At 70.5% G+C, this 12,234-nt stretch carries 11 protein-coding genes; 4 read left to right on the top strand and 7 right to left on the bottom strand.

All coding sequences use genetic code 11. From position 1 onward, the window contains the following. Together G6016_RS04845 and G6016_RS04850 are read right to left on the bottom strand one after the other, a co-directional pair. Nucleotides 1-1,222, bottom strand: a 1,222-nt coding sequence (locus G6016_RS04845) for an acyl-CoA dehydrogenase family protein (RefSeq protein WP_182631568.1), incomplete at its 3' end; no start/stop codon positions are given. Nucleotides 1,223-1,248: 26 nt separating this feature from the next. Beyond that, nucleotides 1,249-2,067, bottom strand: coding sequence for an acyl-CoA thioesterase domain-containing protein (locus G6016_RS04850; RefSeq protein ID WP_182631569.1), 819 nt, complete (start codon nt 2,065-2,067; stop codon nt 1,249-1,251). 521 nt (nt 2,068-2,588) lie between these two features. Here G6016_RS04850 and G6016_RS04855 point away from each other — a divergent pair. From G6016_RS04855 to G6016_RS04870, 4 genes are all read left to right on the top strand, one after another. Next, nucleotides 2,589-3,497, top strand: a complete 909-nt coding sequence (locus G6016_RS04855) for a hypothetical protein (RefSeq protein WP_182631570.1) — start codon at nt 2,589-2,591, stop codon at nt 3,495-3,497. A gap of 93 nt (nt 3,498-3,590) precedes the next feature. After that, nucleotides 3,591-4,091 (top strand): LppP/LprE family lipoprotein, encoded by a 501-nt coding sequence (locus G6016_RS04860; protein WP_182631571.1) that lies wholly within the window; start codon nt 3,591-3,593, stop codon nt 4,089-4,091. 17 nt (nt 4,092-4,108) lie between these two features. Next, nucleotides 4,109-4,918, top strand: a complete 810-nt coding sequence (locus G6016_RS04865; protein ID WP_182631572.1) for a hypothetical protein — start codon at nt 4,109-4,111, stop codon at nt 4,916-4,918. A 147-nt stretch (nt 4,919-5,065) separates the two neighbouring features. Further along, complete coding sequence (locus tag G6016_RS04870; RefSeq protein ID WP_241729769.1) at nt 5,066-6,559, top strand: alpha/beta hydrolase domain-containing protein; 1,494 nt, start codon at nt 5,066-5,068, stop codon at nt 6,557-6,559. 19 nt (nt 6,560-6,578) lie between these two features. Here the strand turns inward: G6016_RS04870 and G6016_RS04875 are convergent, their stop codons facing one another. From G6016_RS04875 to G6016_RS04895, 5 genes are all read right to left on the bottom strand, one after another. Further along, nucleotides 6,579-7,253: a lysoplasmalogenase family protein gene (locus G6016_RS04875; RefSeq protein WP_182631573.1), complete on the bottom strand. Its 675-nt coding sequence runs from the start codon at nt 7,251-7,253 to the stop codon at nt 6,579-6,581. 10 nt (nt 7,254-7,263) lie between these two features. Next, on the bottom strand, nt 7,264-8,715 hold the full coding sequence (locus G6016_RS04880; protein ID WP_182631574.1) for an MFS transporter: 1,452 nt from the start codon (nt 8,713-8,715) through the stop codon (nt 7,264-7,266). Further along, nucleotides 8,712-9,266 (bottom strand): MarR family winged helix-turn-helix transcriptional regulator, encoded by a 555-nt coding sequence (locus G6016_RS04885; protein ID WP_182631575.1) that lies wholly within the window; start codon nt 9,264-9,266, stop codon nt 8,712-8,714. The genes G6016_RS04880 and G6016_RS04885 overlap by 4 nt, the downstream gene beginning before the upstream one ends. Nucleotides 9,267-9,439: 173 nt before the next feature. Continuing rightward, a complete protein-coding gene (locus tag G6016_RS04890; protein ID WP_182631576.1) occupies nt 9,440-10,786 on the bottom strand; it encodes a lipase family protein in 1,347 nt (448 codons plus the stop codon). A 336-nt stretch (nt 10,787-11,122) separates the two neighbouring features. After that, complete coding sequence (locus tag G6016_RS04895; protein WP_182631577.1) at nt 11,123-12,016, bottom strand: enoyl-CoA hydratase-related protein; 894 nt, start codon at nt 12,014-12,016, stop codon at nt 11,123-11,125. Between the last annotated feature and the right edge of the window lie 218 nt (nt 12,017-12,234).

Below are 12,234 nucleotides of genomic sequence, written 5' to 3' on the forward strand. Positions count from 1 at the left end.
GGCACTCGAGCGACTCGTAGGCATGGTTCGGCCCGCGCTTGCAGATCCAGTACTTGGCCACGGCGGTGGCGAGGCGGCGGAAGGGGGCGGCGTCCTCGTCGTCGTGGGCGGCGGCCAGGCGAAGTGCGGTCCAGGTCGCGGCCTCGGACTCGAGCTGCAGGTCGGCGATCACCGCGGCCATCGCCGGCTGATCGATCAGGGTCGCGCCGAAGGCCGCGCGGTGACGGGCGTGCCACGCCGCCTCGGCCACACCCTGGCGCATGCCGGCGGCCGCGCCGAGTACGCAGTCCAGGCGGGTGCGGCCGACCATCTCGATGATCGTGCGCACCCCGCGGCCGGGCTCGCCGACCATCCAGCCCAGCGTGCCGTCGAACTCGACCTCCGAGGAGGCGTTGGACTTGTTGCCGAGCTTGTCCTTAAGGCGCTGCACCAGGAACGGATTGCGCTCGCCCCCGGGCAGGACGCGCGGGACGAGGAAGCAGCTCAGCCCCTCCGGGGCCTGCGCGAGTACGAGGAACGCGTCCGACTGCGGTGCGGAGCAGAACCACTTGTGGCCGCGCAGCGCGTACATGCCGGAGCCGGCGGTCGCGGCGGAGGACTCCGCGGTCACGGGCTCGGCAGTGGTGGTGTTGGCGCGCACGTCCGAGCCGCCCTGCTTCTCGGTCATGGCCATCCCGAACAGCACGCCCGACTTGGTGGCGGGATCGCGCAGCTCGGGGTCATACACCGTCGACAGCAGCGCGGGCTCCCACTCCGCGGCGAGCTCAGGACTCATCCGCAGCGACGGCACCACCGCGTGCGTCATCGACAGCGGGCAGCCGTGCCCGGCCTCGATCTGCGAGACCAGCATGAACCCGGCCGCCCGCTCGACGTTCGCGCCGAGCCCGGGATCCGCCCACGCAGACGTGTGAAGCCCCTTGGACACCGAGTACTCCATGATCCGGTGGTAGGCGGGGTGGAACTCGATCTCGTCCGCGCGGTTGCCCCAGCGGTCGTGCGAGTGATGCACCGGGGTAATGCTGTTGGCCAGCTCCGCATCATGCTGGTACTGCTCCGTGCCCACGTGTCGACCGATCTCGTGGAACCACTCGGACTTCGCGCTCGGCGCAAACGCGGCCAGCGCCTCCTGCAGCGCCGGGTTGAGGGCGAACTCGTCCACCCCGACCCGCGGCGGAGCCTGGTTGAGGACTTCGTGGGTGGTGTTGTTGCGAGTCGTCGACATGTGCTGCCCCTCTACAGGCGTAAAAATCAGGACTTGAAGTACATCAACTGGTTGCTCACGGCGAGCAGTGTGCCGTCGCGGGACCACAACCGTGCCGACTCGTCGTGATAACTGCCGTGGAAGCGGTGCGCGTGGACGCTCCCCAGCACGAAATCCGTGCCCTGCGCCTCGAGCTCGTCCGCAGTGGCCATGAAGTAGATCGACAGCGTCACCGTCCCCGCGGGCACCGGCCGACCGAGCCGCAGGAACGAGCGCGGGAAGAACGAATCACCCAGGGCCGTCAGGGAGAGGTGGTCGAGACCGCGTTCCGGCGAGTCGCGGATCCACATGGTCGTGGTCGACGTCGTCGTCCCGTCATCTCCCGCGACGTCGTCCCACCCACCGGTGACGAACCGCATGTCGTAGTTCCCGATCCAGCGCACCCCGCGATCCTCCGATGCGCGCGGCACGTCCTCCGGCGCCGGGACCTCCGGCGGGCCGGTCTCGGTCTCCGACCACGTCTCCCGGCGCAGGCCCGTCAGCGCGGTGGCGGTGGTGACCACCTCGTCGCCCTGCCGCATCTCGAGGACCCAGTGCTGGTTGGAGCGGTTGGTGCGCACAGGGCGGGCTTCGATGAAGAACTCGCCGTCGGTGACCGGTCCCGCGTAGTTGAGGGTCAGCGCCAGCGGATCGCCGTGCCGATCGGGGTGCTGCAGGACCGCGTTGAGCATCGTCGCCGCCGTGGCTCCGCCGAACGGGCCCACCATGTTCGCCCAGGCCTCGTGGGTGGAGCCTCGGAACCGGTGTTCACCTGCGGGCTCCAGGGCCACCACCTGGTCGAGAACGTGAGCGGTGGGATCGGACACGGCGTACCTCCGGGCAGGGCGGCGGATCGGGGGTGCGGGAGGGGCGGGCCGCCGGCTGCCCTCACAGTACCTAGCACGAAGGCCCTCCGTGAGATGCAGGTCACAGCAGATCTTTCGTTGATTCACAGGTGTTGAACCCGCGGCGATCTGGAGAAATAGTGTGATCCAGGTAACATAAGGCGCCTCTAAGGGGATAAGAACCTTAAAGCCACACTACTTTTGAGGATCGCGAAGGGGGCGGAACTTATGCCCGTAACCGTCACGTCCCTTCACTCGACTGTGTGCGGTACTGATCCCCGTGCCGCGGCCGTCCCCGCCGTCCCCGCCGCCACCGCCCCCGCCGCCGTGAACGCCTTCCGTGCCGACTCGACTCGCAGACCCTTTGCCCCCCGGCGAGGCCATCGCCGACACAGACCCTCTCACCACTTCTTTCGCGTGGAGTTCGTTCGCCGGTGAGGGCGACACCACGCCGGCTGGGCCACCCTCAGCCGGGATGTTTCTGATGTGTAGAGGTGAAGGAAATGAGCATATCAGGGCCGTGGCGGCCGGAGGATGCGACACCACCGAACGGAGAGAGGCCGCCTGAAGCGGGCGAACCGCCGACGGGGGATGGAGCGCCGCCGCCGGGTGCGGGCAGGGAGAAGTCGGGAGGGTCGAAGGGCCTGATCGCCGGTGCGATCGCGGTGGTGGCGCTGGTGGTGTTGGGCCTCGCGGTGTTCGTCGGCCTCCGCCTCGGCGGCGATGATTCCGACGAGGAACTCATCGCCGAGGCCGGCGGCGAGACGACGAGTGAGCAGGCGGACGCCCGCGCTGCAGAATGCGAAGAGGCGCTGATCGGCGCTGAGGGCGTCACCCGCGTCATCGACTGCGGTGACGGCTGGGCCGTCCTGGAACGCGAGGGCGCGAACGAGCCGTACTGGGTGACCTACCGTGATGGCGGCTGGACCACGGTCAACAATGACGTGAGATATGTGATGACCTGCGATGAGGCGCTCGCGCACGGTGTGCCGGCCTGGATGGCGGCCCGGTACGTGAGCAACTGCACGCCTGCCGGCGACCTGCAGCCGCCCGTCCAGAACGCGGGTGAGCAGCGGCCGCCGGCCGACGTTCCTGCAGACAACCCCGGGGCCCCGGCCCCGCCGCCAGACCCCGCCGCACCGCCCGCGGGCGGGAATGCACCTCCCCCTCCCAACATGAATCATGTCCCCTTCGACCCGTCGGGCATGGAGGCGGTGCCGCGGATGCCGGACCTGTCGCGGCAGCCGCAGGCGTCGGAGGTCAGGCCGCCGTTCGTTCCGGCTCCCGGAAACCCGATCTCCCCGGTGCTCCCGGCACCTGAGTTCACCCGGGTCATGCCGAACCCGCCGGTGATCAACGGGCCGAACCTGCAGGTCGAGCCGAGCAAGACGCCTCGTCTGCCACGGCCGTAGATCGGCGCTGCCCGACCGCTGTGGGTAACGCCACAGCGGCCGGGGCGGATATGACTTAGGAAGGAACACTGTCTTTTCGGAAGGACGTCAGTCATGTCCAGAAGCACGAGATCCCTTTCCGCCGCCGCATTCGCTGTCGGCCTGATGGCCGCGGCGGCGCCCGCCGCGAACGCGGTCAACACCGACTCGCTCGGCGTGCCGCCTGCCGACTGCGAGGTCGACGTCGCGAAGGTCGCCGAGGAGACGCCCGGCCCCTTCGACGATGAGGGCTGGACCGTCGGCGAGCACAGCAACCTGTGCGGCAACCTCGGCTACCTCGTCCTGGAGACCGAGGGCGGCACCGTCACCTCGCCCACCAAGGTGCTGCTGTACCACCACGGTAAGCAGGTCGCGACGCAGCCCGCCGACGAGGGCCGCGTGCTGGTCGGCGGCCACAGTGACTTCCACGTCGCGCTGCGCTTCCAGCAGCCGCCCGCCGACGATGAGGCCAATGCCGACGCCGGCTACCTCACCACCGTATACGTGTGGAATCCGTTCGCCGGCGACGGCGACGCCACCCCGATCGGGCCGCTGCCCGCCGGGATCACCTTCTGATGAGATGAGTTGACGTCATGAGCGGGTCGGAGCCGCAGCGACCGGAGGACGGGACGCCCCCGGATTCCGGGGCGTCGCGCTCCGGCCCGCCCACGGGCGTCATCGCCGCGGCGGTGGTGACGGTCGCGGTGCTGGTGATCGGACTCGCCGTGGTGGTGGGCCTGCGCCTGAGCGGCACCAATCTCGGTGACACGATCTCGTGGGGTCCGTTGCAGACCAGCACCCGGACCCCGGTCACGCGGCCCGACCGCACCCCGCGATCCACCTCCGACACCACCCGCTCCACCACCTCGACTCGCGCCACCACGACCGCACGCCGCGCCTCCGCCAGCTGCAGCGAACTCCGGACCCTCACCTCTCCGGGCGAGTTGGCCGCCGGTTCGCGCATTGTGGACTGCGCCGACGGCTGGGCGGTCCTGGCCAGCGCCCACTCGGGCGACCCGTACTGGGTGGCGTACCGCAACGGCCGCTGGCAGCCGGTCAACGACATCTCGATGTACTTGCTGACCTGCCCCGATGAGGCCATCGCTCAGGGCGCGCCGGCGTGGATGGCGGAGCGGCACCTCGGCAACTGCCCCGACCGCAACCCGGGCAACTCCTCGATTCGGCCGGGGACGGAGCGCCCATCGCCGCGCCCGCCCACCCCGCCGACGCGCACCAACGTCCCGCAGCCGTCGCCGCCCCAGACTCCGCCGGAGACCCCGGCACCCTCTACGCCGCCGTCGTCGGCGCCGCCCACGACGTCGGTTCCGGAGGAGACGAGCGAGAATACGACGACAACGGCAGCAGCCACCCCACCGTCCGCCGCGGCCGAGGAACTCGAATAGGGCATGTGAAGGGCGAGAAGGCAATCGTGCGCTCGGCCCGGCCTCGCCACCTGCGGCCGCCCCGAACAACGGGCGCCGCCCCGAACAACGGACACCGCTGCGAACAACTGACGCCACTGCGCGCCGTCGCGGGGCAGAATCACCTGCATGGCAGACACCTCATTCCCGACCTTCACCGAACTCACCGAGCAAAGGTCGTTCCCGCCGATGACGGGCCGCCAGCCCATCGACTTCGCGGCCGTCGGGTACGCGGAAACCGAGTGGTCTATGTCGGGCGAGGCCGCGTCGTACACAGCGGAATCGACGCCTGAGGACGGCCGCTTCCAGCTCTCCGATGCCGATTCCGCGCCGTTCGCGACCCGTGTGCTGGTGCGCCGCCCGGTCGATCCGGCCGCGTTCAGCGGGGTGGTCCTGGTGGAGTGGCTCAACGTCAGTGGAGGCCAGGATGCCGCCCCGGATTTCGCGTATCTCGCCGAGGAGATCCTGCGCGCGGGACACGTGTGGATCGGCCTGTCGGCGCAGTACATCGCGGTCGAAGGTGGCGACGCCGCGGTGGGGATGGGCGGCCAGACGCAGGGACTGCGCGCGACCCGTCGCGGGCGCTACGGCGCGCTGCAGCATCCGGGCGATGCCTACGCGTACGACATCGTCACGCAGCTCGGCCGGTACGCCCGCGACCCGCGTTCGGCGACCGTCGCGCCCGTGTCCGGGGCAGCGGGCCCCGCGATCGGCCCGATCGGCGACCTGCAGCCGCGGCAGGTGATCGCGGTGGGGGAGTCGCAGTCGGCGTTCGCCCTGACCTCGTACGTCAACGGCGTCCACCTCCACGGCCCGGCCGAGTCCCGCGTGTTCGATGCGTTCCTCCTCCACAGCCGTGGAGCCGGGTTCCTGCCGTTTGACGACCGCGGCCGGGCGGCGTCGGTCGAGAGCGCGCTGGACGTCGGCCCGGCGCGGCTGCGCGAGGATGTGGGCGTTCCGGCGTTGGTGGTGCAGGCGGAGGGCGACCTCGTGGGGCGGATCGCCTCGTTGCCCGCGCGTCAGCCGGATTCGGAGTGGATCACCACGTGGGAAATCGCGGGCCAGGCGCACGCCGACCTCTACCAGCTGGGCGAGTTCGCGCAATTCGTCGACTGCAATGGCCAGATCAACTCCGGCCAGCAGGTGTTCGTGCTGCGGGCGGGGCTGCGCCACCTGATCACGTGGGCCGGCGGGGGAGCGCGCCCACCGGCGGCACCGCCGATTGAATTTGACGACGACGACAACGCCACCACTGCCACCCCCGACGCCGGTCGCGTGGGCACCGAGCCTGTCGGCGGTTCGCTGGCAGCCACCTTCGGCAGTAGCCGGGGCGGTGTGCGGACTCCGGTCACCGACGCGCCGGTCGAGCACCTGACGGGCGACGTCCACCCGGAGGCCCAGCCGATGTGCATGCTGCTCGGGCGCACGCTGGAGGTGCATGAACAGGTGCTGCGCGAGCGCTGGCCGGGCGACGCCGGGTCGTCGGCCGAGCTTCCAGGTCGGGAGCAGTATCTACAGGCGTATCAGGAGGCGACGGACCGGCTCATCGCCGAGGGCTTCCTCCTGGCAGAGGACCGCAACGAGATCCTCGCCGACGCCCGCCCGGAACGCATCACCTGGTGACGCCACGCGCAGCGGATACCTAAGCAGGTTGCTCGGTCCGGCTAGCTCGACTGGTCCGGCCGGGGCGGGTGAGCAGGATGACCGCGACGAAGAGCGCCTGCGCCGCGACGTAGGTGGCCATGACGACGAGGTCGCGCTCGGGCCAGTCGACCATCTCCGGGCGGAAGGCGCCGAGCGCGATCAGCCCGTCGGACAGCACGAAGAACGCCCCGCCCATGGCGCCGACGACACCGTGGCTCGCGGCCAGATACGCCACCGCCAGCAGGAGCAGTCCGTAGACCACCACGGCGGGGGCCAGCACCCCGGCGTGCGGGACGGTCACTGCGAGGAGGGCGATCGCGATCACCACGAGCAGGAGCGTCCACGGCACCGGCGGGCGGCCGCGTGGAACCCGGGTGAACGCCACGATCCACAGCACCTGCGCCACGGCGAAGCCGCTGACCATGGCCAGGAACTTCGCGTCCTCCGGCATGATCTTCGGCAGCGAGTCGCCCACCCAGCTGCCGGCCAACGCGCCCAGCGCCCACGGCCAGGCGGGTCCGCGCTCTTCGCGTGGCATCGCGAGGAGTACCACCGTCAGCGCCGGCATGAGCAGGACCTGCGACCAGTCGGCGACGGCCGGCGCATCGATCGCCAACCCGATGAGGTTGGCCAGGGTCACGATCACCACGGGGATCCAACTCAACAGTCGCATGGCATGAACGCTATCCGCGGACATGGCCGGCGTCTCCGTGATGGGTGCGGTGGTGTCGTCGTCGTCGTGAAATAAGGGCGTGTACCCCCAGCGCCACGGTGACGGCGAGGCAACACAGGACACTCACGAAAAACGCCATGGTGATGCCCTCGTCGGTCGAATAGGCCGAGGCCAGGCCCGGATCCGACGGGTGGGCCGCCAGGACGGCGGCCGACAGGGCCGCGCCGAACGCGCCGCCGACCGTGCGCAACACCTGGTTGAAACTCACCGCGCTCCCCAGCTGATACACGGCCACGCTGCGCGCGATCAGCGCGGGCATGGCCGCGTAGCCGGACCCGATCCCCGCGCCGAACAGGAACATCCCCACGGCGAGGGACCAGATGTCGTTGTGGTCGAGCCACAACAGGACCGACGCGGCGGTCATCACGGCCGCACCGATCGGCAGGAACACCGCGATGTCCCACCGTCGCGACAGTGCGCGCACGGTGCGGTTCGCGGCGAGGCTTCCGACCGACAGCGGCGCCATCATGAAGCCCGCCCACAGCAGCGGCACCCCTAGGCCGAAGCCGGTGTCCCGGGGCGCCTGCGCTACCAGGCTCGCGATGGACAGGCCGATGTACATCGCCATGCCCAGGCCGATCGCGGTGAGATTCGCGAGTAGGACCTCCGGCGTGCGCACGACGCGCAGGTTGACCAGCGGATGCTCCGCGCGGATGCTGTGGCGGACCCACACCGCCAACGCGATGAGGGAGACGGCCAGCGTCGCCAGTGTGGCCGGGGCCGTCCAGCCCCACGACTGCGCCTCCGAGATCCACAGCACGAACGCCGCCAGGCCCACGCCGAGGAGCGCTGCGCCGACGGTGTCGAACGGGGTGCGTGGCGCGTGCGGGTCGGGGCCGGCCGGGATGAAGCGCCATACCGCGATCGCGGCGGAGGCCACGAAGAATGCGGCAAAGGCGAACGCCGCGCGATGGTCGAAGTTGGCCGCGAGGATGCCGGTGAGCGGGTAGCCCAGGCCGAGCCCGATCGACACCGTCACCGACAGCGTGGAGATGACTGGCTGCGACGCGGGGCCGGTGAGGTGGCGCCGCGCGAGGGCGATGGTGATCGGCACCGTCCCGTACAGCAGCCCCTGGAGCGCGCGGCCGAGGAGGAAGACCGTGAAGTTCGGGGCGAGCGTGGCGACGATCGATCCCACGGTGATGACGCCCAAACTGATCAGGAGCAGGCGGCGGGTGTGAGGGCCGTCGGCCAGGCGGCCCATGATGGGGGTCGCGATGGCGCCGACCAGCATGTTCACCGTCAGCATCCACTGTGCCTCCGCGACGGGGATGCCGTACGCCGTGGCGATCGACGGCACGAGGAGCATGCCGAGCGAGCTCACGACCGAGCTGGTCAGGGCCGCGTAGACCAGTGCCTGGACGAACCAGCGCGGGGCAGTGCGGGGAGCGGATTCGGTCATCGGCTGGACTCGGTGGGGCCGGTGCCTGGGTCGGTTCCGTGGCCGGTCTCGGCGGAGCTGGCTCCCGCGTCGGCGGTTTCGGCGTCGAGCCGGCGGAGCAGGGGGATCGCCGCGGCGAGGGTGGCGCGCTCGGCGTCGTCGAGGTGGTCCTCGATCGAGTGGGCGAGCCACCCCTGGCCTGCCTGGCGCTCGGAATGCAGACGTGTCCGGCCGGCGTCGGTGAGCCGGACGAGGGTGCGGCGGCCATCCTCCGGGTCGGGGCTCCGTGAAACCAGCCCCAGGTCGGTGAGCTCGCGAACTGCGTTGGCGACGGCCTGGTGGCTGATCCGCTCGAGGCCGGCGAGGTCGGTCGCGGCGAGGGGGCCGCGCAGCTCCAGGCGCGAGAGGATGCCCACCTTGCCGTGGGACAGCGTGCGGTGGGCGTTGAAGCGCCGCCACAGGGGGCGCAATGCTTCCCGCAGTTCGGCGGCGAGATCGGCGGGGCTGCCGGGCGCGGCCGAAGAGTCGGAGGGCGCCGTCGAAGAGCCGGGTGATGCGGAAGGGTGGGCCATTCCGCCAACTGTACAACTAGGTTGCGCAACTAGCTTGCGGAGATGGGGGTGGCCCGGCCGCAGCCGCGCAGCCCCGTCCCCTCAACGCCGAAGGGGCGGGACGCCGTCCGCGCCCCGCCCCTCGCCGATGAACCGGATGAACCGGCTAACCAATCAACCGGTATAGCCGCCGATCAGTACGTCCCGCAGTTGCTGGGCGCGGGCACACCATTGATGCGATCGGCCAGGTACTGCACGGTGCCGCCCAGTCCGGAGATCATGGGCGCGGCGTGGTTGATCACCATGCCCGGCACGACCGGCGGGGTGTGATCGATGACCATGTTCACCGTCGCGCCCTGCGCACACCAATCGCGACCGAGCTGCTGGGACTGCGGCCCGGGGACCACGTCGTCGTTGACCGGCGACAGGATCTGCACCGGCGTGGTGGGCTTGAGGGTGCCCACGCGCTGCCGCTCGAGGTACGCCATGATCTCGGGGGACTGCCGCGCGATGTGGCCGGCCGAGACGCCGTCATTGGTGTACCTGTGCGTGGTCTGCCTGAAGAACTGCACCGCGGTCTCGCCGATGCACTGGTCCGAGGTGACCCGGAGCATCTGCATTCCCTCCTCGTTGAGGTGCGGCGCCATGAGCGGGCCGAACTCGGGGTACGCCTCGTTGAGGCTGTTGAGCGCGTAGCCGATCACGCCGACGATCGCGGTGCCGTCGGCCTGCTCGAGCGTGGCCAGCAGGTCGGCCGGGGGCGAGCCGGCGGCGGTGCCCACGAGGTTCACGTCGGGCGCGTACTGCGGATGCATCTCGGCCGCTGCGGCCACTGCTCCGCCGCCCTGCGAGTAGCCGGTGAACACGGTGCGCGGGTTCTCACCCACGTCGGCGCCGGGCACGTGGGAGGCCGCGCGGGCGATGTCGAGCACGGCGTGGGCCTGCGATTCACGGTTGACGTACGAGTGCAGACCGGGTGTGCCCAAGCCCTCGTAGTCGGTCATCGCCACGGCGTAGCCCTGGTTCAGGAGCGCGTAGGCCTGGATGATCTCGTAGCCGAACCCGACGCCGGGCGGGTCCGTGCGCACGTTGGCGAGATTCTGGAAGGTCTTGGACGGCGCGCAGTGGTCGCCCTGGCCCTGGGTACCGGGGGCCACCACAGCGAGCGGGCGGGTGCCGGGACCGGCCCACGGGGTGCGCGGCTGGAGGTAGGTGCCGGTGACGGCGATCTCCTGGCCGCGCGACCCGACGGAGGTGTACATGATGCGCTGCGCGTCGGTCGACAGCGGGCCGACGTTGTCCGAAAGCTGCTCGGCGCCCGGGATCGGCGGGATTGCGCCGGCCAGCGGGAAGATCTCGGACTTGATGAACGTGCCCGAGCCGTCCGGCAGGTCGGCCGGCGGGTGGTAGAAGGCCGGCGCCGGGTCGTTGGACGATCCCTGGGCGGCGGTGGTCGGTGCGATGAGTGCACCTCCCGCGACGGCGGTGGTGATGGCGGCGGCGAGTGCGGCTGTGCGTATCGCGGTCTTGCGAAGAATCACGGTCCCCCCGGACTGCTGTGGTGACGATCACGAAGTGGGAAGAGTCTAAGCACAAATTTGCCGCATGTTCACATCGTGCGCCCACATTGCCTGTTCGGCAGGCACTGTGATGGTTACTTGTGAGTAGGTTCTAAGGGTCTGATCGCTGATGTGTCGCCACGTTTTTCGGGGCAAGATCAACGACCGGGGACGACGACAACGTCCACCTCCCCGACCCGCCAGCCCGATTCCATGTGGACGAATCGGACTCGCTCTGGCGTCCCGGGTGCAGGAACGGAAGCGCCGCCGAGCCGGCAATCCTTCAGCAGTCCCCCGCCCCGCCGTCGCTGACAGGGTTCACCCGAAGAGGTCCGGCAGTCCGTCGGCCACCCGGTCGGGGAAGTCCGGTTCGCGCTTGGCGAGGAACGCCTCCACGCCCTCGCGGACGTCGGCGGAGGCGCCGCGGGTGAAAATTCCGATCGACTCCGCCGCGTGCGCTTCTTCCGGGCCCGGGGCGCCGAGCATGCGCCACATCAGTGCACGGGTCAGTGCCACGGAGACCGGCGCGGTGCCGGCGGTCATCTCGCGGGCCACCGCGATCGCCCGTGGCAGTACCTCCTCGGTTGGAACGAGTTCGCGGACCAGTCCCCGGTCGAGCGCCTCGGCCGCCGGCACCATGCGGGCGCCCATCGTCCACTCAACGGCGGTAGAGATCCCCACGATCCGCGGGAGGAACCATGTCGAACACGCCTCCGGCACCAGGCCGCGGCGGGTGAACACGAATCCGAAACGGGCGTTGTCGGCGGCGATCCGCACGTCGGCCGGCAGAGTCATGGTGACGCCGACCCCGGCGGCGGGGCCGTTGATCGCGGCGATCACCGGCTTACGCATGCGGTAGATCCGCAATGAGACCGTGCCTCCGGTGTCGGGCGGGGCCTGCCCGGAGTCGGCGGCCTCGTAGACGAACGTGGAGCCACCGCCGGAGGGGTCGGCGCCGGCACAGAACGCCCGCCCGGTGCCGGTGAGCACCACGGCGCGGACCGACTCATCGGCGTCCACGGCGTCAAAGGCCCTGATCAGGTCGTGCAGGCTCTGGTCGGTCTGGGCGTTGAGCTTCTCGGGCCTGTCGAGGCGGATGATCGCGATCTCGCCGTGCCGTTCGATCGCGATGTCGGGCAGGTCCGGCAGGGCGGCGGGCTCGGCAGCGGCGGCGGGTGTGGTCCGGGCAGTGGGATCGCTGGTGTCGGTCATGCGTCCATCGTGACGGTGGGGCGCGGAGCAGGTGGGCGGAACAGGCCACGGCCGCACCGGCTGCAACGGCCGCTGATGCGTGGTTGGGTGTCGACATGAGGTCTCACAGAAGCACTCCCGCATCCGACAGCACCTCGACCGACACCGGCGCCAGCGCCACGCCCGCCGCCGCACCCGGCGCAACGCGCGACGCGGACCCAGCCCCAGCCCCCGCCCCC

It is taken from the genome of Dietzia aerolata (assembly GCF_014144865.1).
Lineage (GTDB): Bacteria > Actinomycetota > Actinomycetes > Mycobacteriales > Mycobacteriaceae > Dietzia > Dietzia aerolata.